Here is a 21521-nt window from a genome sequence, read left to right as displayed (position 1 = left end):
TTTAGATCAATTTGACGGATATGTAGTGGAAGACGAGACTGGGTACTCGAAACCGCGCGCTGCGCGGCCCGATTTCGCGACTCTTTCCCCACGACAACGATGAGCGACATTTCCTACCAGACGATCGACACCAGCGCGTTGCACGGTCTCGCGCAACCCGACCGTATCGCGCCCGCGATGTATCACGATCCCGCGCTGTTCGAAGCCGAGCTCGACCGCATCTTCTACCGCACCTGGATCTGGGTCGCGCACGAGAGCGAGCTGCCGAACCCGGGCGACTTCATCACGACGACGATCGGCCGCCAGCCGGTGATCGTCGTGCGCGACAAGACCGGCGAGATCAACGTGCTGCAGAACCGCTGCCGCCATCGCGGCGCGACCGTGTGCGAATCGCACAAGGGCAATGCGAAGGGCTTCACGTGCCCGTATCACAGCTGGTCGTACGCGCTCGACGGCACGCTGCGCGCGCTGCCGTACGGCGACGGCTACGAAGGCGTGTGCGAAAAAGGCGACCTGCCGCTCGTGAAGCTGCGCGTCGGCGTGTACCAGGGGCTGATCTTCGCGAGCTTCAACGACGCGATCGAACCGCTCGAGGATTTCCTCGGCGGCGCGAAGCCGTGGATCGACCTGTTCATGAAACAGGGTGCCGGCTACCCGATCAAGGCAAACGGCGAGCACAAGTTCAAGTTCAAGGGCAACTGGAAGATCCAGCTCGAGAACACGACCGACCTCTATCACTTCCCGGTCGTGCACAAGTCGTGGATGAAGTCGATCGACGACGAGACGGCCGCCGCGATCACGAGCTTCATGACGAGCGAGGACGCGTTCTGCCGCGGGCTCGGCAACGGCCACAGCCTCGCGGTGCTGATGCCCGAGCTGATCGACCTCGACGAAGACGACGGCGCGCCGCTGGCCGAGCGCTTCGCGCCGCTCGCGGCGAAGCTCGCCGAGCGCCACACGCCGGAAGAAGTGCGCCGCATCGTGCGCTCGCTGATGGGCGTCGGCTTCAACCTGAACCTGTTCCCGAACCTCGCGCTGTCGATGGCGTTCTTCCGCGTGCTGCGGCCGATCTCGGCGAACGAAACCGAGATCCGTCACGTCGCGCTCGCGATGGACGGCGGCCCCGACGAAGCGAACCGCGAACGGCTGCGCATCCACGAGCACTTCCAGGGCCCGTTCGGTTTCGGCAGCCCCGACGACGCGGAAGCCTGGGAGCGCGTACAGCGCGGTGCGCATGCGGGCCCCGACGTGCCGATCCTCGTGAATCGCGGGCTGAACCGCGAGACGACCGCCGCGAACGGCGAAAAGACAGCGCATGCGACCGACGAGACCGGCATGCGCGAGGCCTACCAGCAATGGCGCACGATGATGGAGCAACAATAATGGACGACCGCAACGCCCTCTTTTCCGAGCAGACCTTCGCCCGCGCGGTCGAATTCGTGTGGCGCGAAGCCGAGATGCTCGACCGCCGCGACTATCGCGCGTGGCTCGACCTGTGGGATCCGGCCGGCCACTACGTGGTGCCGATCGATCCCGACACGACCGACTTCGCCGCCACGCTGAACTACGTGTTCGACGATCAGGACATGCGCGAGAAGCGCGTGCAGCGGATGGTGTCCGGCTATTCGGCGTCGGCGACCGACGCGGCGCGCACCGTGCGCACCGTGTCGCGCTTCACGCTGGAAAGCGGCAGCGCCGGCACCGTCGAGCTGAAATCGGCGCAGGTCGTCGTCGCGTACAAGCGCGGCGTCGCGACGCTGTTCGCGGCCGATGTCACGCACAAGCTGCACGTCGATGCCGAGGGCGAGATGCGGATCGCCGAGAAGGTCGTGCGCCTGATCGACTCGACCGAAGCGCTCAGCGCGATCGGCTTCCTGCTGTAAGCGGCCGCCGGTTCGCCATCGCCGACGCAACGGTGAGCCGGCCACCTTCACCTGTACGCGGCCACCGGTTCGCCCATCGCCAACGCAACGGTGAGCTGGCCACCTTCACCTGTCAGCGGCCACCGGTTCGCCGTCGCCAGCGCAACGGTGAGCCGGCCACCTTCACCTGTCAGCGGCCACCGGTTTGCCGTCGCCAGCGCAACGGTGAGCCGGCCACCTTCACCTGTCAGCGGCCACCGGTTCGCCGTCGCCAACGCAACGGTGAGCCGGCCACCTTCACCTTTCCCGACGACCATGCCCACACTCGAAGTTTTCCTGCCGGCCGGCCACGACGACGCCCGCAAGGCCGAACTGATCGCACGGCTCAGCAACGCGACCGTCGATTCGATCGGCGCGCCGCTCGAATCGGTGCGCGTGCTGCTCACCGAATTGCCCGCGACGCACATCGGCCTCGGTGGCCGCAGCGCCGCGGACGGCGCGCCGCCGTCGCTGCCCGTGATCGTCGCGATCCTGATCGCCGGCCGCACCGATGAACAAAAGCGCGCGCTGATCGCCGCGTTGTCGGAGACGAGCGCCAGCGTGCTCGACGCGCCGTTACCAGCCACCCGCGTGATGATCAAGGACATCCCGAACACCGATTTCGGCATCGGCGGGCTAACCGCACGGGCGCTCGGGCGCTGACCATGCGCTGCGCGCATGCCTGCCCGCTCATGCGCGACGACCGCCGGGCGGCCGCGACATCACGCGTTCGCCTGCGACGATGCGCTTGTGTTCGTATTCGTCTTCGTATCGGCGAGCGGCAGCGTCACGCGGCAGTCGAGCCCGCCGCCATCGGCCGGGCTCGCCGCGATCCGGCCGCCGTGGCGCGTGACGATGCTCTTGCACAGCGACAGCCCGATTCCGTTGCCACCGGCCTTCGACGACGAGAAGCCGTCGAACAGCCGGTCGTGCGCGCCGGCCGCGATACCGGGGCCGTTGTCGATCGCGCGCAGCTCGGCATGCCCGGCCACGTTCGCGGTGCCGAGCGTCAGCATGCGCGGCACACGTTCGCAACCGGCGAACGCCTCGATCGCATTGAACGCGAGATTCAGGATCACCTGCCCGATCAGCACGCGCTCGCAGCGAATCGGCAGCGGCGCATCGGCCTGCACGATCGTGATCGTCACGCCGGCCTCCTTCGCGCGCAGCTCGATGAAATACGCGACGTCCGCGAGGATGTCGCGCAGGTCGGCGAGCGCGACGACCGGTTCGCGCTTCACGATGAACTCGCGCACGCTCTTGATGATCAGCGCCGCATGCTCGGCCTGCCGGTCCGCGCTGCGCAGCCCCCAGATCGCGTCGTCGATCGCGCCGCGCGCGTTCAGCCGCTGCACCGCGCCTTCAATAAAATTGCGCACGGCCGCGAGCGGCTGGCTCAGCTCGTGCGCGATCACGCTCGCCATCTCGCCCATCGCGTTGTAACGGCCCGCATGTTCGAGCATGCGCGCTTCGGCGCGGCGCGCGTCCTCGATCGCGACTTCGTCGCTCACGTCGCGGAACTGCACGAGCAGCCCGTCGAGATCGTCCTCGATCTCGACCTGCCGGCACAGGATGCGCAGCCAGCACGGCGAGCCGTCGCGCCGCACGATCCGGTAGCGCTGCGGTGCGGACGGATACGCGGACGGTGCATCCCGCAGTTGCGCGACGAGCCGGTCGCGGTCGGCCTCGGAGCAGTAGTCGAGCACCTCGCCGAGCGCTTCGTCGGGCGCGAGCCCGAGCACGCGGCGGCCCGACTCGCTGATGAACTGCACGCCGCCGTGCGGCGTGACGACCGCGATGCCTTCGTCGAGATCCTGCATGAATTCGCGCAGCCGCGCCTCGTAGCGGCGCAGTTGCTGACGCACCGCCTCTTCCGCGCTGATGTCGCGGAACTGCACCATCACGACGTCGCGCCCGCGCAGCGGCACGTAGGTGGCGGTCGCCTCGGACAGCATGTCGACGCCCGTGCGCGACCGGTAGCACCACTCGTACACCTGCGGCCCGTCGACGAGCGCGCGATCCCACGCACTCACGGCGATCTCGCGCTGGTATTTCGGCTCGGGACGCGTCATGTCCGGCGCCTTCAGCGGCAGCAGTTCCTCGACGGAAAAACCGAGCGCGATGCATGCGGCGCGGTTCGCCCACACGATCGCCTTGGTGTGCGCGTCGTGCAGCAGCACGCAGGTCGTCAGCGCGTCGAGCAGCCGGTGGAAATCGTCTTCGTCGGGGAAACTCATGATCGGCTTCGGATGAGGCCGCGCGGCATCGCGCGGCCGGAAACCCAACATAGCACCGGCGCGCGCCGCCCGCATCTGAAGATTTCTTTAGTGCGGCACGGAACGTCACCAGTCGCACGGCCCAACGCACCAATTGCTGCGCGTTTTCGGCGTTTCTAGACTGGCTGCATCGTCGTGACCACCCCGCATTCGAACCCCAATCCGCCCCAGGAGACAGCCATGCCCCACGCCGCCCTCGCCCTCGACACCGCACCGAGCGCCCCCCATGCGGCCAGCGAACCGGCCGCCCGGCTGTCGCCGCTCGACGCCGTGATCGAGACCGTCGCCGCGCGCCGCGAGGAATTCGACCGCCTGTCGCACGTGCCGCGCGACGTGATCGCACTGTTCAAGCAGGCCGGCATCTATCGCGCGGGCACGCCGCGCCGCTTCGGCGGCGATGCGCTCGCGCCGACCGCGTTCCTCGACATGATCGAACGGATCGCGACCGCCGACGGCTCGGCCGCGTGGGTCGCGAGCTTCGGCTCCGCGAACGTGTATCTCGCCGCGCTGCCGCTCGACACCCAGGCCGAGCTGTATGCGAGCGGCCCCGACCAGGTGTTCGCGGGCGGCCTGTTTCCGGTGCAGCCGGCCCAGCCCGCGCCGGGCGGCTGGCGCGTGAACGGCACGTGGAAATTCGCGAGCGGCTGCAAGGGGGCCGACTGGCTCGGCGTCGGCATCGCCGTGCCGGGCGCGCAGGACGCCGCGCCGAACAAGCCGCGCACGGCCGTGTTCCGCGCAGCCGACGTCGAGATCGTCGAGAACTGGAGCGTGGTCGGCATGCAGGGCACCGGCAGCCACGACCTGCGCGTCGACGACCGCTTCGTGCCCGAAGCGTGGACCTTCGTGCGCGGCGGCGAACCGACCGTCGACGAGCCGCTGTACCGCTATCCGACCGTCGCGTATGCGGCGCAGGTGCTGGCCGTCGTCAACCTCGGCCTCGCGCGCGCGGCGCTCGACGCCGTGAACCGGATGTCGGGCGGCCGCCAGACGACGACCGGCGCACCGCGCCTCGCCGATCGCGCGTACTACCGCATCGAACTCGCGAAGGCCGAAGCGCAACTGCGCTCGGCACGCGCGTTCTTCTACGACGCGACCGACGGCGTGTGGCAATCGATTCTCGCGGGCAACCCCGTGACGCCCGACCAGGTCAGCCTGCTGCGGCTCGCGGCCACGCAGATCGCACGCGAAGGCGCGAGCGTCGTCGAACGCGCGTACCGGCTCGGCGGCACCGCGGCGATCTACCGGTCGCATCCGTTGCAGCGGCTGCTGCGCGACGCAATGGTCGTCACGCAGCACGCGTTTCTCGCCGAAGGCAACTTCGACGGCGCCGGCGCGGTGTTCACCGGCGTCACGCCGTTTCCCGGCTATCTGTAACCTGCGTCGACCGCACTGTTTTTGAACGCGCATGAAGCCGAAGCGCCGTTGCCGGCCGGGTCATGCGCCCTACCGATTCCTCTGGAGAACCTGATATGTCCGATTCGAATCCGCTGCCGCTGCGCGTCCTGTTCTGCTGCGGCGTGTCGCAGAATTTCTTCGACCTGCCGCGCGAGAAGATCGGCGAAGTGTGGCAAGCGTACGGCGCGATGCTCGCCGCCGTCGAAGCGATGCCCGGCGTGCGCGTGCTCGGCGTGATGGATGACGACCGCCTCGTGGTCGGCCAGGCCAACGGCGCGCCGTGGACCTTCTACATCATGGCCGACGTTGCCGATTTCGACACGACGGTCGCCGTGTGCAACCTGTATCGCACGACGCCGGTCGGCGAATACAACCTGTGGCGCTACGGCAAGATCGAAGCGCGCGTCGGCCGCGCGCTGACGGTGCCGCCGGCCGCGAAACCCGCGGCGTGAGGCGCGCGATGACCGACCTGTCTCCCGGCCTGATCGATGCGCTCGCGCAGCGCCTGGCGGCGCTCGACGCCGAGCGCGCGGTGCGCGCGACGATCACACGCTACATGGCGCTGTGCGACGTGCCCGAGGATGCCGGCGACGGCCCGTCGCTCGCCGGGCTGTTCACGGCCGATGCCGTGTGGGAAGGCATCGGTCCGCAGTACGCACGCAAGTTCGGCCGCCTCGAAGGCACGGCCGCGATCGTCGCGATGCTGGGCCGCTACCTGCCGCCCGATCCGCATTTCTCGGCCAACCTGCACTTCCTGACGTCGGAGTCGATCGAGATCGGCGCCGGCAACGCAAGCGCACGCGGCCGCTGGATCATGCTGCAGGCGTCGCGCTACGCGGACGGTTCGGCCGAACTGATCGCCGCGCGGCTGACCGTCGATTTCGCGCCGGCCGCCAATAGCGCCGCGTGGCTGATCCGCCATTTCCGCACCGAACGCGTGCTCGACGGCCCGTGGCCGCTCGCTGCCGCGCCACGGTCCTGATTCCTGATCCCTTCCAGCGCTTGCGCACGATACCGACCATGACAGGCTTCATCGATACGTTCACGCTCGGCGGCCCCGGCCCCACGATCGCGATCAAGGACACGATCGACATCGCGGGCCATCCGACCCGCGCGGCGAGCCGTGCGCTCGCCGATGCACCGCCGGCAGAACAACACGCGGACGTGGTCCGCCTGCTGCTCGACGCGGGCTGGCAGATCGCCGGCAAGGCGAACATGCACGAGCTCGCATTCGGCATGACCGGCATCAACGACTACACGGGCACGCCCGTCAATCCACAGGATGAAACGCGCATTCCGGGCGGCTCGTCGAGCGGTTCCGCTTCGCTCGTCGGGCTCGGCACGGTCGACGCGGCGCTCGGCACCGACACGGGCGGCTCGATCCGCGGGCCGGCCGCCTGCTGCGGGGTGGCCGGGCTGAAGCCGACGTTCGGCCGCGTGTCGCGGCGCGGCGTCGCGCCCGCCGAGACGACGCTCGATTGCGTCGGGCCGTTCGCACGCGATATCCGCACGCTGGCCGCAGTGATGGCCGCGATCGCGCCGGGCTTCGATCATGCGCGAGCGACGACCTCTGCCGCAGGCTGCTCAGTCGCGCAAATCACGGCCGACGCCGATCCGGCGATCGCCGCCGCGCTCGAAGCGGCGGTGCGCGCGTCGGGCCTGCGCTCGCACGCGGTCGTCCTCGACGAAATGGCGGCCTCGTTCGCCGCAGGGCTCACCGTGATCAACGCGGAAACGTCACGCGCGTTCGGCCATCTCGTCGCGACCGGCAAGCTCGGCGCCGACCTCGATGCACGATTGCGTGCAGCCGCCACGACCACGCCTGCGGCATTGAAAGAAGCCGAGGCCGTGCGTGCACGCTTCACCGCACAGGTCGACGCCGCGCTCGAACACGCGGACGTGCTCGTGCTGCCGACGCTGCCCGCGCTACCGATTACGCTGCAGCAGGCACGCGACGGCGTATCGGTGATCGCGATGTCGTCGCTGATCCGGCCGTTCAACCTGAGCGGCCATCCGGCACTGAGCCTGCCGCTGCCGCTGGCCGGTTCGCCGCTGAAGGCCGGCCTGCAGATCGTCGGGCGCAAGGGCGCGGACGAGCAGGTCTGCGCGATCGCGGCACACTTCGAAGCGGCACTCGCCGCATGAACCACGATACGGGCGCGGCTGCACCCGGCACGCGCTCGCCAACCAGGGAATCAAGCACCATGTCAGACCGAGTCGTCCTCGTCACCGGCGCCGCGCGCGGGCTCGGCGCCGTCATCGCCGAACGCTTTCATGCGGCCGGCTACCGCGTCGCGCTGGCCGATATCGCCGCCGACGCCATTCAGGCCCATGCGCGCGAACTCGACCCGAGCGGCGCACGCGCGATCGCGCTGCCGCTCGACGTCACGTCGAAACGCGATTTCGAAGCCGCGCGCGATGCGCTCGTCGCGCGCTGGGGCACGATCGACGTGCTCGTGAACAACGCGGGCGCATCGAAGGTCGTGCCCGCGATGGAGATCACGGCCGAGCAGTTCGACCAGGTGATCGACGTGAACCTGCGCAGCGTGCTGTTCGGCTGCCAGGTGTTCGGCCAGTACTTCGCGACGCGCGGCGCGGGCCGTATCGTCAACATCGCGTCGCTCGCCGGACAGAACGGCGGCTCGGCGACGGGCGCGCACTACGCGGCCGCGAAGGGCGGCACGCTGACGCTGACCAAGGTATTCGCGCGCGATCTCGCCGCACAGGGCGTGACCGTCAACGCGATCTCGCCGGGCCCGCTCGACCTGCCGATCGTGTACGAAAGCGTCGCACCGGAGAAGCTGCGCCAGGTGCTCGCGAGCCTGCCGGGCGGCAAGCTCGGCTCGGCCGGCTTCGTGGCGGATGCCGCCGTGCTGCTCGCGTCGGGCGACGCGCATTTCGCGAACGGCGCGTGTTGGGACATCAACGGCGGGTTGTACATGCGCTGAGCACGACGGCCTCGTCGCGTCTCCTGCGACGCTCGGGGCCGGTTCACGCCAACGGCCGCCTATGCGCCGGCCCGCGAACGAACTTCTCCTGACAGGGGAACGTACCTTAGCGCGGCGCTTCGCCGTCGTCACCCCACACGACCATCACGTCGCGCACGAGCGCGGCGATCGACGTCGCGCCGAGCTTCTCCTTGATGCTCGCGCGATGCACGTCGACGGTCTTGACGCTGATCGAAAGATCCGACGCGATCTGCTTGCTGCCCTTGCCGTCCACCACGCCGCGCAGCACTTCCTTCTCGCGCGCAGTCAGCGCATCGAGCCTCTGGCGCAACTCGCGGTGGCGCTGGCTCACGGCATGCCGCTGCTGCGCGAGCCGCAGCGCGCGTTGCACGCGCTCGAGCATCTGCTGCGAGTTGTACGGCTTCTCGACGAAATCGATCGCACCGTTCTGCAGCGCGCGCACGGACATCGGGATATCGCCGTGCCCGCTGACGAAGATCACCGGCAGCGTCGCGCCGCGCGCGTTCAGTTCCGCCTGCACGTCGAAGCCGCTCTTCTCCGGCATCCGCACGTCGAGCACCAGGCACGCGGGCAGGTTCACGTCGAAACGCGCGAGAAAATCGGTGGCGTTCGCGAACCCTTCGGACGCGATGCCGACCGATTCGAGCAGCCACGCGAGCGACGTCCGCATGCCGTTGTCGTCGTCGACGATGTATACGATCGGTGCGGGTGACGTCATCGCGGGTGTCTCGCTGAATATCGGTATCGGTATCGCACGCGCCGCATACGGGGCCGGTTGCCGGCACGTCGCGCACGTCGTTCGCTGGGGGTGTGCGGCACATCATAACGAGCCGAAAACCCGCTGAAAACCCCTTCACGGGCGACATGAACGTGCAATCTCGATTTTTTTCGCGCGGTGCGGCGCGCATCTAGGTAGAACCTTTAGACGCGTTGGCGAGAACGCCATCTCCATCGTCAATCGTGCGAATGGTCGCCGGCATTTTCGCGACGTACGCTTGGGTCATCGTCGGCGATCCGGCGCTGCAGCGGCAGCGCCACGCGATCGCCGCTTTCGTCCAATCAGGAGCGCCCATGTCTTCCACGACCGATATCCAGCGACCGGCACGCGTCGAGCCGACCGACGCGCAGAAGGCCTTCCGGCAAGCGATGGCCCACCTCGGCGCGGCCGTCAACGTGATCACCACCGCCGGGCCGCACGGCCGCTGCGGCATCACCGCGAGCGCCGTATGCTCCGTCACCGATACACCGCCGACGCTGCTCGTGTGCCTCAACCGGTCGAGCGCGATGCGTGCGACGTTCGAACGCAACCGCCACGTCTGCATCAACGTGCTGCCGGCCGAACACGAGCAACTCGCGCGGCATTTCGCGGGGCTCACCGACCTGCCGATGGAGCGGCGCTTCGACCTGCCCGTGTGGGATCGCGGCGACCAGGACGTACCCGTGCTGCGCGACGCGCTCGCGAGCCTGCAGGGCACGATCGCCGACATGAAGGAGGTCGGCTCGCATTCGGTGATGTTCATCGAGGCGACGTCGATCCGCGTGCGCGACGACGGCGACAGCCTGATCTACTTCAGCCGTGCGTTTCATCGCGTGTCGCGCACGGCGTGCGTGCGGTGATTGGCACGTATCGCGCGTGACTATGCGGCGGCCCGCAACGCGCGCTGCCCGGCCGCGAGCGCGGCGCCTGCGAAAAGCGTCAGCGCCGAATACACGAGCCCGCGCGCAAGCCCCGCGCTGTCGGACACCCAGCCGATCGCGACCGGCCCGGCGATCTGCCCGAACGCAAAGACCGTCGTGAACGCGCTGATCCCTTTCGCCCAGCCGTCGGGCGGCAAGTTGTGGCGCACGAAGGCCGTCGTCGATGCAACAGCCGACAGGAACGTCGCGCCGAACAGCACGCCCGACGCGAACGCGGCCGCCGGATGCACGAACATCGCCGGCATCAGCGTCGCGATGCCGAGCAGCGCGTTGAGCACGGCGAGCGCCTGGCCGCCGCGCATCCGGTCGAGCAGCCCCGACCACAGCCGCGCCGACACGACGGTCGCGACGCCGAGCATCACGTAGAACGCGGCGACCACCGTGCCGCTCATCCCCGCACCGCGCAGCAGCGCGACGATGAACGTCATGTAGCCGATATAGCCGACGCCGAACAGGCCGTAGCCGGCCAGCGCAAGTGCAAAGCGCGCGGGGCTCGCGGTCGCGGCCGGCGCCGCACCGTCGCGCGGCGCGGCGGGTGCCGCGTGCACGTGCTCGATGCGGCGTGCGGCCGACACGGCCACCGCCGAGAACAGCACGCACGCGAACGCGAGCGCGAACCACGCGGGCTGCCAGCCATGGATGCCGTGCGAAAGCGTCGCCGGCACGAGCAGTGACGATGCGACGATGCCCCATCCCGTGCCGCCGTAGTAGAGACCGAGCAGCAAGCCCGCATCGCGTGGCGACGCCGATGCGAGCCGCGCGGCCAGCACGCCGCCGCTGATGAAGATCAGCGCGCTGCCGACGCCGGTCGCGAGCCGCTGCACGAGCAGCGCGTGCATGCCGGACGTGACCCCGCACGCGGCCATCAGCAACGCGGTCAGCACGCATCCGGCCGCCAGCAGCGAGCCCGCGCGCCAGCGCCGCGACAGCAACGGAAACGCGAGTGCACCGACCAGGTAGCCGGCCGCGTTCGCCGTGTTCAGCGCGCCGGCCTGCGCGAACGTCCAGCCGAGATCGGCCTTCATCGGCGGCAGCAGCAGCGCATACGAAAAGCGCGCGAGGCCGAGCGCGATCGCGCTGCCGAGCGACAGGCAGATCGCGAGCCGCCACGCGGCGATGCGATCGGGGTCACGGTCGGGGTAAGAGCCGGTCGCGCCGACATCCGGCCCGGACGGGCCGGCATGCTCCGGTTGCGGCGCTGCGCGCATCGCGTGTCTCCTTGGTCGTTCGAAGCCGCGGCAAGTCGTGACGGCGGAACCGGTGTTCCGCACGCGGCAATCCCGACTGTCGAGGCTTCCGATTCTATCGGACGTTGACATCCTCCCCCGCCTGAAGACGGGGGATTCCTACCGCGTCTGAAACGACAATGCTTGCCTCAGATCGCCTCGGCGGGTTCCTGCTTCACGGAGCGGCCCGACTGCACCGGCTCTCCACAGGCTGCAACGCGGTGCCCCCGCGCCAGAATGTTGAGAGCGCCGACGACATCGGCGTTCTCCTCGTAACTGCATTCGACACAGGCGAATTTTTCCTGCGTGGTCCGGTTGTCCGCACTCACGTATCCACAAGCCGGACACGTCCGGCTTGTATTCGCGGGCGGAACGGCCATGAGCCAGCCGCCATTCCAGGCCAGCTTGTACTCCAATTGCCGCCTGAACTCGAACCACCCTTGGTCGAGGATGGCCTTGTTCAGACCGGACTTGGCCCGAACATTGTTGCCAGGCGCATCGGTGCTGCCTGCCGCCGACCTGGACATATTCCGAACCTGCAAGTCCTCGATACACACCATCGCGTGGTTTTTGCTGATCGTGGTCGTGGCCTTGTGCAGGTAGTCGCGGCGAGCATTGCCGATGCGCGTATGGATGCGCTGGAGTCTGGTCTTGGCTTTTATCCAGTTATTGCTGAACTTGACCTTGCGGCTCATCGCACGTTGGCATCGGCGCAGACGAGCCTCATGTTTCCTGAAACTGTTGAGCGGTGCGACAAACGTGCCGTCGCTCATCGTGGCAAAGCGGGCGATGCCCACATCGATGCCGATCACGCTGGTGGCATGGGGCACCGGCGGCTCGACCTCCCGCTCGGTCTGGATCGAGACACACCACTTGCCCGCGTTGAAGCTGACCGTTGCGTTGCGCAGTTCGCCCAGCACGGGACGCGACAGCCTCAGCCGCATCCAGCCCAGCTTGGGCAGGAAAATGCGCCCATTGGGCTGGTCGAGCTTGAATTGCTTGGGGTCCGGGTAGCGAAAACTGTCGCGCTGGCCGCGCTTCTTGAACTTCGGAAACGCCGCTCGCTTGGCAAAGAAGTTCTTGTAGGCCCGCTCCATGTCCTTGAGAGCCTGTTGCAACGGGTGAACGGGTGCGTCCTTGAGCCATGGCGTTTCGCCTCCGTTACGCCACTCCGTCAGATGCTTGGCCATTGCTACGTAGCCAATGAACTTGCCGCCCGCCTCGTAGTTCTCCTTCTGCAACGCCAGCGCCTTGTTGTAGACGAACCGGCACGATCCGGCGAAGCGGCGCATATCGCGCTGCTGCTCGCCGTTCGGCATCAGTTCGAACTTGAAGGCCTGGAGTCGTCGCATCGGACGATTGTATGTCTGGCCCACAAGAGCGAGTCAAGCCTTTCGACGCGGTCGCTATTACGTCTTTCAAGTGCTACTCGAGCATTCGGAAAAAGTTGTGGGGCGGCGCGCTGGGGTCTCTGTCTTGCTTTGCAGGAAGTTGTGGTGGAGCGCCTGTCGAAATCGCTTGCAAATACATCGACCAACAGAAAACGCCCCACTAGCCGCCCGAAAGGACGCCTACGACGTCCGCGCTATCCTTCCCCGCCGTGAAGGACGAGGTTTGACGCGCATGCAGATCATACTTGAGCCGTCGCAGGCCGGCATGCGTCGGCAACAGGAACCCGGCCGCAGCAGCCGGATCGTCCATGCATCGCCCGCCGCGGGCCATCGCGGGAGCACATCGGCCACTTGCCCGCGCTACCTCCGCAATCCCGCCATGAAGGCGGTGAACAAAGCGCGTCCCTCGGGCCATTCCGCCAATCCCGCCTCCGCATTCAGATGGCCGCGCGGGCCGAGCAACAGCGGCGTCGCACCACACGCGCCCGCCCATGCAATGCCACGCCCGGACGGGTCGTACCCGTCGTCCGAACTGGCGATCGCCAGCACCGGCAAGCCACCGAAATCGCCCTCCGGCACGTTCGCGAACGCGCTGACCGCAGCCGGAAAACGCGGGCCGCCCGGATCGGGCACCGCGACGAGCCACGCACCGCGCACGACGCGCGCCGACGCCGCACGCCAGTGCGCGAACAGCAGGCAGCCGAGCGAATGACAGATCACCACCGGCGGCGTCGCGGCTTGCGCGACGGCTTCATCTAGCGCCGCCATCCAGTCACGCAGGTCGGGCGCATCCCATGACGCAGGCGCGATGCGAATGGCGCCCGGAAGCGCGGCCTCCCAGTGGCTCTGCCAATGATCCGGTCCCGAGTTGCCGATCCCCGGCACGATCACGATCGTCTGGTCCATCTCCGTCTCCATGAATAAGCGAGCTCGCAGTCTGGCCTGCCGGAAACCGGCCGGGAATGGCAAATCATCGGATATTGAGACAATATGCCGATGAATTAACGGAGCGGGAAAGCGGACATGTCGAACGGAGAGCTCGATCGCCTGGATCTTTCGATCCTCGAGGCGCTGCAGGAAAATGCGCGCACGCCGCTGTCCGAAGTGGGCCGGCGTATCGGCCTGTCGCAGCCCGCCACGTCGGAGCGCGTCAAGCGACTGGAAGAGCGCGGCATCATCGCGGGCTACGGCGCACGGATCGACCCGGCCGCGCTGGGGTTGGGGATGATGGCCATCATCCGGTTGAAGACGACGCACGAACACATCAAGCCTGCGCTGCGCGCGTTCGCCGAGATGCCGCACGTCATCGAGGTCCACCGGATGACCGGCGAGGATTGCTTCCTGCTGAAGGTCCTGGTGCCGACACCGGGACAACTGGAAACCATCATCGATGCGATCGCGCGCTTCGGTGCGGTCACGACGTCGCTGGTGCTCCGGTCCGAGCCGGCCAAACCGCTCGGCAAGGCGCTGCTCGGTTGACACGGGCGTCGGGCCGCTGACGCGCTACCGATGACCGACGACGCGTTCGCGCGCATGCACGCCTGCTCGCCTGCTCGCCTGCTCGCCTGCTCGCCGCGAACGACATCGATCGCGGCGATTAAATTCCCGATGAAAAATCGCCGAGTGCAATGCGTCGATTCCAATTCCGGTCATTGAAAAAATGACATCGAATTCGTCATCCTCTTTATCCGTGCTTTACGGTACGCGATCCGCAAATCCCTCGTGTTTAGCACGCCTCGGCTAAAAACCTTGCAACGCATTGCATTCGTAAATTCCTCAGACTAATATCAACGCCACTCGTCGCGTATTCATGAAATGCGTGATGAGGAGTGGCAACTTTTTAGCCGCACTTTCATGTTGAAACACTCATGTTCATCACAGGAGAATTGACATGCAGGACACCCAGCAGATCGAATTGCTTGACTGGATGCAGGAAGACACGCACCCCGAGGCCGTCGACATGATGGTCGAGGACGCCGTGGTGCCGTTCGGCACCGCGCTCTGGCCGGTCTGAGCGGGCCACCCGTTCTCGCGGAAGGGCCGCGGCCCTTCCGCTGCTTCCGGAGACACGCATGCTGAACCTGCACCGCGCGCTGGGCTTCCACCCCGCGCTGCGCGACAAGCTGGCGCGCGGCGAGTCGGGAAAACTGCTGGTCGGCCATGACACCCGCAACCGCGACATCGCGTTGCGCGCGTTTTCCGCCCTGCCCGATTCGCTCGACGCGACCACACTCTGCCTCGAAAGCACCCCGCCCGCCGACATTGCCGCCGCGCTCGATCGCGCCGATCTGTTCGTGCTGCTGTACGACTCGTCGTGCCTGCCGACGCCGTCGCCGAGCGGGCCGCCGTTCCTCGCCGCGATTCGCCCCGCGATCGTCGAGCACTGGAGCAAGTCGGTACTGTTCAAGGATTACGGCCCGCATCTTGACGAGGCGTTCGCCGAATCGCTCGACGACATCGCGGCACGCAACGGCCGGCTGATCGACGCGGCCGCGCACGCATCGCAGATCCGCTTCATCGACGAAGCCGGCAACACGCTGACGGGCTCGCTCGCGCCGGACCAGAAATGGACGAGCGTGGATGGAATGGGCAACCTCGACGTCGTGCCCGGCGAGATCGCGACGCACGTCACCGATCTCAACGGCTCGATCGTCTTCAGCGGCACGTTTCTCGGCACCGTGCCGTTCGCGATCAAGTACAAGGTGGCCGAGCAGCTCGCCACGCTGCATGTCGAGAACAGCATGATCGTCGGTTTCGATACCGACGATGAAGGCTTCCGGCGCGATTTCTCGACCTATCTCGACCGGCATGCGAACCACCGGCGGATCGAGGAATTCGGCATCGGCACGAACCTCGGGATTCGCGGGCTGTACGGCCGCAACGCGGGGTTCGAGGAACGTCATCCGGGCCTGCACCTCGGGCTCGGCGGCGGCGAAAACGGCAGCCACCATCTCGACCTGATCTTCGCGCGCGGCACGCTCGCGCTCGACGACCGGGTCGTGTTCGACGGCGCGTTCGCCGTCTGACGAAGCGGCTGCGCGCTCAGGCTTCGGCGGCCTCCGGGTCGCCGAGCCACTTGTACATCACGAGGCTATCGACGAAACCGAGCCGCGCGTGACGGTACGCACGCGGCAGGCGCCCGACGATTTCAAAACCGAGCTTCTGCCACAGCGCGACCGCCACCTCGTTCGTCGACACCACCGAGTTGAACTGCATCGCGAGAAAGCCACGCTCGCGCGCGACCTGCTGCGAGTGCTCGCACATCAGGCGCGCGACGCCACGGCCCCGTGCGGCCTCGCTCACCATGTAGCCGCAGTTGCTCACGTGATTGCCGGGCCCGGCCGCATTCGCCTTCAGGTAGTACGAACCGAGCACGACGCCATCCTCTTCGGCGATCCACGTGCACAGCGGCGCAGCGAGCCACAGGGTGCGTGCCGCTTCCTGCGTCGGCGCCGGATCGAATGCATAGGTTTCCTGAGCAGCGACGATCGCGCGGTAGGTCGGCCAGAAGCGCGGGAAATCGTCGTCGGTCATCGGGCGAATCGTGATCATGCGGAGTCTCTCGTGATTGGAATGTCGGCAGGAAAGCCAGTGATCGTACCGTGATTCAGGAACGGCCGCTGTCCCGTTGCGCCGCGCTGCGATACGCGCCCGGCGGCACGCCGTACCAGCGCTTGAACGCCTGCGAGAAACTCGACAGGTCGCTGAAGCCGAGCCGCTCGGCCACTTCCGCGAGCGACAGGCGCGCGTCGCCGAGCAGCGTCTCGGCCATCGCGCCGCGCGCCTGCGCGAGCAGCGCGCGGAACGTCGTACCCTCCTCCTGCAGCCGGCGCTTGAGCGTGCGCGGGCTCGTGTTCATCAGCCGCGCCATGTCCTCCAGCGAGAACGGCGCGGGGCCGGGCGTCGCGGTCAGGTACTGGCGCACCATCTCCGACGTGCCCACGCGCGCGCGCCGCGCTTCGAGCAGCTGGCCGCACATCTGCTCGCACATCGACACCGTCAGCGGATTCGCGTGCGGCAGCAGCCGGTCGAGAAACACGCGATCGAATGCGAGGCTGTTCGCGCGCGCCGAGAACGCGGGCTCGATGCCGGCGATGCGCGGCACCGCCATGCTCGGCGTGCGCGCCGCCTGCACCGTGAAGCGCGACAACGCGAATGCGTCATCGCCGATTTCCTGCAGCAGCACGGCCGCGGCCGTCATGTCCCGTTCGACGAGGAACCGGCTCAGCGGGCCATCGAGTTCCGGCGCGCCGAAACCGAGCACGCACGTCCCGTCTTCCTCGCGGTACGTGATCACCGTGAACGCATAGGTGAGCGGCAGGAAGCGGAGCGCCAGCGCGAGCGCATCGCGCGCGGTCGCGCTCGCGATCAGCCCGTAGCCCCACACCCCGTACGCGGAGAAGTGATAGCGCTGGCCGACCTCGAACCCGAGGCCCGGCGCGCGCCCGAGCGCGCGCAGCAGGTTGCCGGTCAGCCGCAGCTCCTGCGCGGCCGTCACCTCGACTTTCGGATCGTCGAGCTGCGCGTCCGCGAGCCCCGTGCCGGCCAGCAGCGTCGTGTGCGGCACGCCGCGTTCGTCGCCGAAATCGACCAGCAGCCGGGCGCTGGCCGGACTCCGGGTGAAATCCCAGAAGCTCATGCGGAGAAACCCTCGAAGCGCCGATTTGGCCCAAATACTAAAACAATTGTCCCGAAGCAGCATTGGTGTTTTCCCATGCGGCCAGCACCATCGGCGTCATCCAGTCGTCATCCGAACGACGCCATCGCCCTCCTGAGGAGACACCATGCGACAAAGTCGCCCGACCGATCCCGCAGCCTGCTTCGCATGCCGGCGCGCCGCGTCCACCCGCGCCCCCGCCCCGCCACTCGCGGCCCACCTGCCGCGCTCCGCTTGATCCATCGACCATCAGAGGACGAATCCATGAGCAAGACTTTCGACTACATCGTCGTCGGCGGCGGTTCGGGCGGCAGCGTCGTCGCCGGGCGGCTGACCGAGGACCCGGCCGTGACCGTCTGCGTGCTCGAGGCCGGCGGCCGCGGCGACGGCACGCTCGTCAACGTGCCGACCGGCGCGGTCGCGATGATGCCGACGCGCATCAACAACTGGGCGTTCGACACGGTGCCACAGCCGGGCCTCGGCGGGCGCATCGGCTACCAGCCGCGCGGCAAGGTGCTGGGCGGTTCGTCGGCGATCAACGCGATGGTCTATATCCGCGGCCATCGCGTCGACTACGACGGCTGGGCCGCGCTCGGCAACGAAGGCTGGGCGTACGACGACGTGCTGCCGTACTTCCGCCTGAGCGAGCACAACGAGCGCTTCGACGACGCGTGGCACGGCCGCGACGGCCCGCTGTGGGTGAGCGACCTGCGCACCGGCAACCCGTTCCATGCGCGCTACCTCGAAGCCGCGCAACAGGCCGGCCTGCCGCTCACCGACGATTTCAACGGCGCGCAGCAGGAAGGCATCGGCATCTACCAGGTCACGCAGAAGCACGGCGAACGTTGGAGCGCGGCGCGTGCGTACCTGCTGCCGCACATCGGCCGGCGCGACAACCTGACGGTCGAGACGCACGCGCAGGTGCTGCGCATCCTGTTCGACGGCACGCGCGCGATCGGCGTCGAAGTGCGGCAGCACGGCGAGGTGCGCACGCTGCGCGCACGGCGTGAAGTCGTGCTCGCGGCCGGCGCGCTGCAGACGCCGCAGTTGCTGATGCTGTCGGGCGTCGGCCCGGGCCGCGAACTCCAGCAACAGGGCATCGCCGTGCATGCCGACCTGCCCGGCGTCGGCCGCAACCTGCAGGATCATCCGGACTTCATCTTCGGCTACCGCACCCGCAGCGTCGATACGATGGGCGTGTCCGCGCGCGGCGGCCTGCGCATGCTGCGCGAGTTCATACGCTTCCGCCGCGAACGGCGCGGGATGCTGACATCGAATTTCGCGGAAGGCGGCGGTTTCCTGAAGACCCGCGCCGAACTCGACGCACCGGACATCCAGCTGCACTTCGTCGTCGCACTCGTCGACGATCACGCGCGCAAGCTGCACGCCGGCCACGGGCTGTCGTGCCACGTGTGCCTGCTGCGGCCGCGCAGCCGCGGCTCGGTCACGCTCAACGGCACCGATCCGCTCGCGGCGCCGCGCATCGATCCCGCGTTCTTCGACGATCCGCGCGACCTCGACGACATGGTCGCGGGCTTCCGCCTCACGCGCCGGCTGATGGAGGCGCCTGCGCTCGCCGGCTGGACCACGCGCGACCTGTTCACCGCGAACGTCGACACCGACGATGAAATCCGCGACGTGCTGCGGCGGCGCACCGACACCGTGTATCACCCGGTCGGCACGTGCCGGATGGGGCACGACGCGCTCGCCGTCGTCGATCCGCAACTGCGTGTGCGCGGCCTGCAGGGGCTGCGCATCGTCGATGCGTCGATCATGCCGACGCTCATCGGCGGCAATACCAACGCACCGACGATCATGATCGCCGAGAAGGCCGTCGACCTGATCCGCGGTGTGAGCCGCACGTCAGTGCGGCCACAGGACGAAGCCGCCGACGCATCGACGGATCGCGACACCGCTCCCGCCTCGTGCGCCGCGCACGATGCCGTCCAGCCGGAGGAGACCCGCCATGTCGTCGCGTGACGCAGCCCACCTGACCGATTCCGCCGCCCCGCTTGCGGCGATCATCATCGGCGCCGGCTTTGCCGGCATCGGCATGGCGATCGCACTGCAACGTGCCGGCATCCACGATTTCGCGATCGTCGAACGCTCGCACGACGTCGGCGGCGTGTGGCGCGACAACAGCTACCCGGGCGCCGCCTGCGACGTGCCCTCGCACCTGTACTCGTTCTCGTTCGAGCCGAATCCGGCCTGGTCGCGCGTGTTCGCGCCGCAGCCCGAAATCCATGCGTACCTGCAGCATTGCGCGCGCAAGTACGGCCTCGCGCGCTATTTGCGCTTCGGCGCCGAAGTCCAGCACGCGCGCTACGACGAAGCCGCTGCGCTGTGGCGCGTCACGCTCGCCGACGGCACGACGCTGAGCGCCACCATGCTCGTCAGCGGCACCGGGCAATTGAGCCGCCCCGCGATGCCCGACCTGCCCGGCATCGACACGTTTCGCGGCCGCGCCTTCCACTCCGCGCACTGGGATCACGACTATTCGCTCGCCGGCAAACGTGTGGCGGTGGTCGGCACCGGCGCGTCGGCGATCCAGTTCGTCCCGGCGATCGCCGGCGACGTGCAGCGCCTGGTCGTGTTCCAGCGTTCGCCGGCCTACGTGATGCCGCGCCCCGACCGCGCGTACCGGCCGTGGGAGAAGGCGCTGTTCCGCCGGCTGCCGTGGGCGATGAAGCTGCATCGCGCATCGATCTACCTGCGCTACGAATCGCGCGCGATCGCGTTCACGCGCCTGCACAAGCTGATGAAGGTCGCGGTCGGCCGGCCGTTCCACAAGCTGCTTGCACGCGACGTGCCGGACGCCGCGTTGCGTGCGCGGCTCACGCCCGACTACCCGATCGGCTGCAAGCGCATCCTGCTGTCGAGCGACTACCTTGCCGCGATGAGCCGCGACAACGTCGAGCTCGTCACGCAGCGGATCCGGCGCGTGACGGAGGACGGCATCGAGACCGTCGACGGCGTGCACCATCCGGTCGACGCGATCGTCTACGGCACCGGGTTCGCGGCGACCGATTTCCTGTCGCCGATGCGCATCACGGGCCGCGACGGGCTCGACCTGAACGACGCATGGCGGCGCGGCGCGCAGGCGTATCTCGGGCTCACCGTGCCCGGCTTTCCGAACTTCTTCATGCTGTACGGCCCGAACACCAACCTCGGCCACAACTCGATCGTCTACATGCTCGAGAGCCAGATCGCGCACGTGATGCGCTGCCTGCGCACGATGCGGCGCGACGGCGCACGCGAGATCGACGTCGACGCGCGCCGCTACCGGCGCTTCAACGTGCATGTGCAACAGCGGCTCGAAGGATCGGTGTGGAACACCTGCAAGAGCTGGTACGTCGATGCGTCGGGACACAACAGCACGAACTGGCCGGGCTTCACGCTGACCTACCGGTGGATCACGCGCTTCACCGGGATGTCCGCTTACCGTTTCACGCATCCGTTGCCCGAGTCGGTCGCACCGGCGCGCGACGTGGTGGTCGCGCCGCCCGCCGGCCGGCTGGAGGCCCTCACTGCCGCATCGCTGCGCGGCTTCCTGCGCGTGGCGTTCCGGCCGCTGATCGGGCCGCCGTTCGGCGCGCGCATGCAGCGCCGCGTCGTCGCGCTGCTGTCGCCGCTGATGCCGGGCACGGGCGGCACGCTGCGCTACCGGACGTCCGCGAATCGCGTGCCGGTCGAAGTCGTGGCGCCGAAACGCGGCGACACGGGCGGCGCGATCCTCTATCTGCACGGCGGCGCATTCTGTCTCGGCGGCCCGCATACGCATCGCGGCGTGACCACGCGGCTCGCGAACGATGCCGGCCTGCCGGTGTGGGTGCCCGATTACCGGCTGGCCCCCGAGCATCCGAGCCCGGCCGCGCTCGACGACGCGCTGGCCGTCTATGACGCGATGCGCGCGCAGGGCCATGCGCCGCACCGGATCGTGATCGCCGGCGATTCGGCCGGCGGTGCGCTGGCGCTCGCGCTAGCCATCGCGCTGCGCGAGCGCGGCGA

Annotated in this window: 23 protein-coding genes and 1 pseudogene; 16 read left to right on the top strand and 8 right to left on the bottom strand. The window is 68.1% G+C overall.

Annotated elements, in window-relative coordinates; translation table 11 throughout:
* Positions 1-99 precede the first annotated feature (99 nt).
* Positions 100-1383, top strand: coding sequence for an aromatic ring-hydroxylating dioxygenase subunit alpha (locus tag G3O06_RS33800; protein WP_205818809.1), 1284 nt, complete (start codon positions 100-102; stop codon positions 1381-1383).
* Positions 1380-1883: an aromatic-ring-hydroxylating dioxygenase subunit beta gene (locus tag G3O06_RS33795; RefSeq protein ID WP_039364109.1), complete on the top strand. Its 504-nt coding sequence runs from the start codon at positions 1380-1382 to the stop codon at positions 1881-1883. Before G3O06_RS33800 ends, G3O06_RS33795 begins: the two co-directional genes overlap by 4 nt.
* 47 nt (positions 1884-1930) lie before the next feature.
* Here G3O06_RS33795 and G3O06_RS33790 read toward each other — a convergent pair whose 3' ends face one another.
* Positions 1931-2179 carry a hypothetical protein gene (locus tag G3O06_RS33790; RefSeq protein ID WP_205818808.1) on the bottom strand — a complete coding sequence of 83 codons (249 nt, stop codon included), beginning with the start codon at positions 2177-2179 and terminating at the stop codon, positions 1931-1933.
* Between G3O06_RS33790 and G3O06_RS33785 the strand changes: the two genes are divergently transcribed.
* Positions 2178-2564, top strand: coding sequence for a tautomerase family protein (locus G3O06_RS33785; protein WP_174979178.1), 387 nt, complete (start codon positions 2178-2180; stop codon positions 2562-2564). The genes G3O06_RS33790 and G3O06_RS33785 overlap by 2 nt on opposite strands.
* Before the next feature lie 59 nt (positions 2565-2623).
* Here the strand turns inward: G3O06_RS33785 and G3O06_RS33780 are convergent, their stop codons facing one another.
* A complete protein-coding gene (locus G3O06_RS33780; RefSeq protein ID WP_205818807.1) occupies positions 2624-4213 on the bottom strand; it encodes an ATP-binding protein in 1590 nt (529 codons plus the stop codon).
* A 144-nt stretch (positions 4214-4357) separates the two neighbouring features.
* Here G3O06_RS33780 and G3O06_RS33775 point away from each other — a divergent pair, with 144 nt between their 5' ends.
* The 5 genes from G3O06_RS33775 (at position 4358) to G3O06_RS33755 (ending at position 8520) form a co-directional block, all read left to right on the top strand.
* Positions 4358-5551: an acyl-CoA dehydrogenase family protein gene (locus G3O06_RS33775; RefSeq protein ID WP_205818806.1), complete on the top strand. Its 1194-nt coding sequence runs from the start codon at positions 4358-4360 to the stop codon at positions 5549-5551.
* Positions 5552-5646: 95 nt separating this feature from the next.
* On the top strand, positions 5647-6024 hold the full coding sequence (locus G3O06_RS33770; RefSeq protein WP_205818805.1) for a hypothetical protein: 378 nt from the start codon (positions 5647-5649) through the stop codon (positions 6022-6024).
* An 8-nt stretch (positions 6025-6032) separates the two neighbouring features.
* Positions 6033-6554 (top strand): nuclear transport factor 2 family protein, encoded by a 522-nt coding sequence (locus tag G3O06_RS33765; protein WP_205818804.1) that lies wholly within the window; start codon positions 6033-6035, stop codon positions 6552-6554.
* A 38-nt stretch (positions 6555-6592) separates the two neighbouring features.
* On the top strand, positions 6593-7717 hold the full coding sequence (locus tag G3O06_RS33760; protein ID WP_205818803.1) for an amidase: 1125 nt from the start codon (positions 6593-6595) through the stop codon (positions 7715-7717).
* Between the two features lie 59 nt (positions 7718-7776).
* On the top strand, positions 7777-8520 hold the full coding sequence (locus G3O06_RS33755) for an SDR family oxidoreductase (RefSeq protein ID WP_174979183.1): 744 nt from the start codon (positions 7777-7779) through the stop codon (positions 8518-8520).
* A 106-nt stretch (positions 8521-8626) separates the two neighbouring features.
* Here G3O06_RS33755 and G3O06_RS33750 read toward each other — a convergent pair whose 3' ends face one another.
* Entirely contained in the window at positions 8627-9259 is a 633-nt protein-coding gene (locus G3O06_RS33750; RefSeq protein WP_122948954.1) for a response regulator, read from the bottom strand.
* Positions 9260-9612: 353 nt separating this feature from the next.
* On the opposite strand from G3O06_RS33750, the gene hpaC reads away from it, so the two are divergent.
* On the top strand, positions 9613-10158 hold the full coding sequence (gene hpaC / locus G3O06_RS33745; RefSeq protein ID WP_131931651.1) for a 4-hydroxyphenylacetate 3-monooxygenase, reductase component: 546 nt from the start codon (positions 9613-9615) through the stop codon (positions 10156-10158).
* A 20-nt stretch (positions 10159-10178) separates the two neighbouring features.
* Here the strand turns inward: hpaC and G3O06_RS33740 are convergent, their stop codons facing one another.
* Together G3O06_RS33740 and G3O06_RS33735 are read right to left on the bottom strand one after the other, a co-directional pair.
* Positions 10179-11447, bottom strand: a complete 1269-nt coding sequence (locus tag G3O06_RS33740; RefSeq protein WP_205818802.1) for a YbfB/YjiJ family MFS transporter — start codon at positions 11445-11447, stop codon at positions 10179-10181.
* 167 nt (positions 11448-11614) lie between these two features.
* Entirely contained in the window at positions 11615-12817 is a 1203-nt protein-coding gene (locus G3O06_RS33735; protein ID WP_205818801.1) for an RNA-guided endonuclease TnpB family protein, read from the bottom strand.
* A 95-nt stretch (positions 12818-12912) separates the two neighbouring features.
* On the opposite strand from G3O06_RS33735, the pseudogene G3O06_RS49315 reads away from it, so the two are divergent.
* Positions 12913-13020, top strand: a pseudogene (locus G3O06_RS49315) (IS200/IS605 family transposase); the annotation flags it as partial.
* Between the two features lie 196 nt (positions 13021-13216).
* On the opposite strand, the gene G3O06_RS33730 reads toward G3O06_RS49315, so the two are convergent.
* A complete protein-coding gene (locus G3O06_RS33730; protein WP_205818800.1) occupies positions 13217-13762 on the bottom strand; it encodes an alpha/beta hydrolase in 546 nt (181 codons plus the stop codon).
* 117 nt (positions 13763-13879) lie between these two features.
* Between G3O06_RS33730 and G3O06_RS33725 the strand changes: the two genes are divergently transcribed.
* From G3O06_RS33725 to G3O06_RS33715, 4 genes are all read left to right on the top strand, one after another.
* Positions 13880-14335 carry an Lrp/AsnC family transcriptional regulator gene (locus tag G3O06_RS33725; RefSeq protein ID WP_175000430.1) on the top strand — a complete coding sequence of 152 codons (456 nt, stop codon included), beginning with the start codon at positions 13880-13882 and terminating at the stop codon, positions 14333-14335.
* 30 nt (positions 14336-14365) lie between these two features.
* Positions 14366-14512, top strand: a complete 147-nt coding sequence (locus G3O06_RS33720; RefSeq protein ID WP_205818799.1) for a hypothetical protein — start codon at positions 14366-14368, stop codon at positions 14510-14512.
* 235 nt (positions 14513-14747) lie between these two features.
* The gene (locus G3O06_RS49830; protein ID WP_006766865.1) at positions 14748-14870 is read left to right on the top strand and encodes a hypothetical protein; all 123 of its coding nucleotides are present in this window, start codon (positions 14748-14750) and stop codon (positions 14868-14870) included.
* Positions 14871-14928: 58 nt separating this feature from the next.
* The gene (locus G3O06_RS33715) at positions 14929-15882 is read left to right on the top strand and encodes a leucyl aminopeptidase (RefSeq protein ID WP_205818798.1); all 954 of its coding nucleotides are present in this window, start codon (positions 14929-14931) and stop codon (positions 15880-15882) included.
* 16 nt (positions 15883-15898) lie between these two features.
* Here G3O06_RS33715 and G3O06_RS33710 read toward each other — a convergent pair whose 3' ends face one another.
* Together G3O06_RS33710 and G3O06_RS33705 are read right to left on the bottom strand one after the other, a co-directional pair.
* Positions 15899-16408 (bottom strand): N-acetyltransferase, encoded by a 510-nt coding sequence (locus tag G3O06_RS33710; protein WP_205818797.1) that lies wholly within the window; start codon positions 16406-16408, stop codon positions 15899-15901.
* 55 nt (positions 16409-16463) lie between these two features.
* Entirely contained in the window at positions 16464-17495 is a 1032-nt protein-coding gene (locus G3O06_RS33705; protein ID WP_205818796.1) for an AraC family transcriptional regulator, read from the bottom strand.
* 282 nt (positions 17496-17777) lie between these two features.
* Between G3O06_RS33705 and G3O06_RS33700 the strand changes: the two genes are divergently transcribed.
* Positions 17778-19493: a GMC family oxidoreductase N-terminal domain-containing protein gene (locus G3O06_RS33700; protein ID WP_205818795.1), complete on the top strand. Its 1716-nt coding sequence runs from the start codon at positions 17778-17780 to the stop codon at positions 19491-19493.
* Positions 19480-21521 (top strand): alpha/beta hydrolase fold domain-containing protein (locus G3O06_RS33695; protein WP_205818794.1); only part of this gene is annotated, 2042 nt, incomplete at its 3' end. The genes G3O06_RS33700 and G3O06_RS33695, both read left to right, overlap by 14 nt.

This window comes from Burkholderia sp. Ac-20345, from assembly GCF_017104825.1.
Classification (GTDB): domain Bacteria; phylum Pseudomonadota; class Gammaproteobacteria; order Burkholderiales; family Burkholderiaceae; genus Burkholderia; species Burkholderia lata_B.
The sequence above is the reverse complement of the archived record's forward strand: the minus strand, read 5'-3'. Positions and strand labels throughout refer to the sequence as shown.

Excerpts from the sequence above, each read along its gene's own strand:
- G3O06_RS33790 (WP_205818808.1), bottom strand. The coding sequence starts at position 2,179 with ATGGTCGTCGGGAAAGGTGAAGGTGGCCGGCTCACCGTTGCGTTGGCG.
- hpaC (WP_131931651.1), top strand. The coding sequence starts at position 9,613 with ATGTCTTCCACGACCGATATCCAGCGACCGGCACGCGTCGAGCCGACC.
- G3O06_RS33710 (WP_205818797.1), bottom strand. The coding sequence starts at position 16,408 with ATGATCACGATTCGCCCGATGACCGACGACGATTTCCCGCGCTTCTGG.
- G3O06_RS49830 (WP_006766865.1), top strand. The coding sequence starts at position 14,748 with ATGCAGGACACCCAGCAGATCGAATTGCTTGACTGGATGCAGGAAGAC.
- G3O06_RS33750 (WP_122948954.1), bottom strand. The coding sequence starts at position 9,259 with ATGACGTCACCCGCACCGATCGTATACATCGTCGACGACGACAACGGC.
- G3O06_RS33735 (WP_205818801.1), bottom strand. The coding sequence starts at position 12,817 with ATGCGACGACTCCAGGCCTTCAAGTTCGAACTGATGCCGAACGGCGAG.
- G3O06_RS33730 (WP_205818800.1), bottom strand. The coding sequence starts at position 13,762 with ATGGACCAGACGATCGTGATCGTGCCGGGGATCGGCAACTCGGGACCG.
- G3O06_RS33765 (WP_205818804.1), top strand. The coding sequence starts at position 6,033 with ATGACCGACCTGTCTCCCGGCCTGATCGATGCGCTCGCGCAGCGCCTG.
- G3O06_RS33715 (WP_205818798.1), top strand. The coding sequence starts at position 14,929 with ATGCTGAACCTGCACCGCGCGCTGGGCTTCCACCCCGCGCTGCGCGAC.
- G3O06_RS33755 (WP_174979183.1), top strand. The coding sequence starts at position 7,777 with ATGTCAGACCGAGTCGTCCTCGTCACCGGCGCCGCGCGCGGGCTCGGC.
- G3O06_RS33780 (WP_205818807.1), bottom strand. The coding sequence starts at position 4,213 with ATGCGGGCGGCGCGCGCCGGTGCTATGTTGGGTTTCCGGCCGCGCGAT.
- G3O06_RS33700 (WP_205818795.1), top strand. The coding sequence starts at position 17,778 with ATGAGCAAGACTTTCGACTACATCGTCGTCGGCGGCGGTTCGGGCGGC.
- G3O06_RS33740 (WP_205818802.1), bottom strand. The coding sequence starts at position 11,447 with ATGCGCGCAGCGCCGCAACCGGAGCATGCCGGCCCGTCCGGGCCGGAT.
- G3O06_RS33725 (WP_175000430.1), top strand. The coding sequence starts at position 13,880 with ATGTCGAACGGAGAGCTCGATCGCCTGGATCTTTCGATCCTCGAGGCG.
- G3O06_RS33760 (WP_205818803.1), top strand. The coding sequence starts at position 6,593 with ATGACAGGCTTCATCGATACGTTCACGCTCGGCGGCCCCGGCCCCACG.
- G3O06_RS33775 (WP_205818806.1), top strand. The coding sequence starts at position 4,358 with ATGCCCCACGCCGCCCTCGCCCTCGACACCGCACCGAGCGCCCCCCAT.
- G3O06_RS33720 (WP_205818799.1), top strand. The coding sequence starts at position 14,366 with ATGACCGACGACGCGTTCGCGCGCATGCACGCCTGCTCGCCTGCTCGC.
- G3O06_RS33785 (WP_174979178.1), top strand. The coding sequence starts at position 2,178 with ATGCCCACACTCGAAGTTTTCCTGCCGGCCGGCCACGACGACGCCCGC.
- G3O06_RS33800 (WP_205818809.1), top strand. The coding sequence starts at position 100 with ATGAGCGACATTTCCTACCAGACGATCGACACCAGCGCGTTGCACGGT.
- G3O06_RS33770 (WP_205818805.1), top strand. The coding sequence starts at position 5,647 with ATGTCCGATTCGAATCCGCTGCCGCTGCGCGTCCTGTTCTGCTGCGGC.
- G3O06_RS33705 (WP_205818796.1), bottom strand. The coding sequence starts at position 17,495 with ATGAGCTTCTGGGATTTCACCCGGAGTCCGGCCAGCGCCCGGCTGCTG.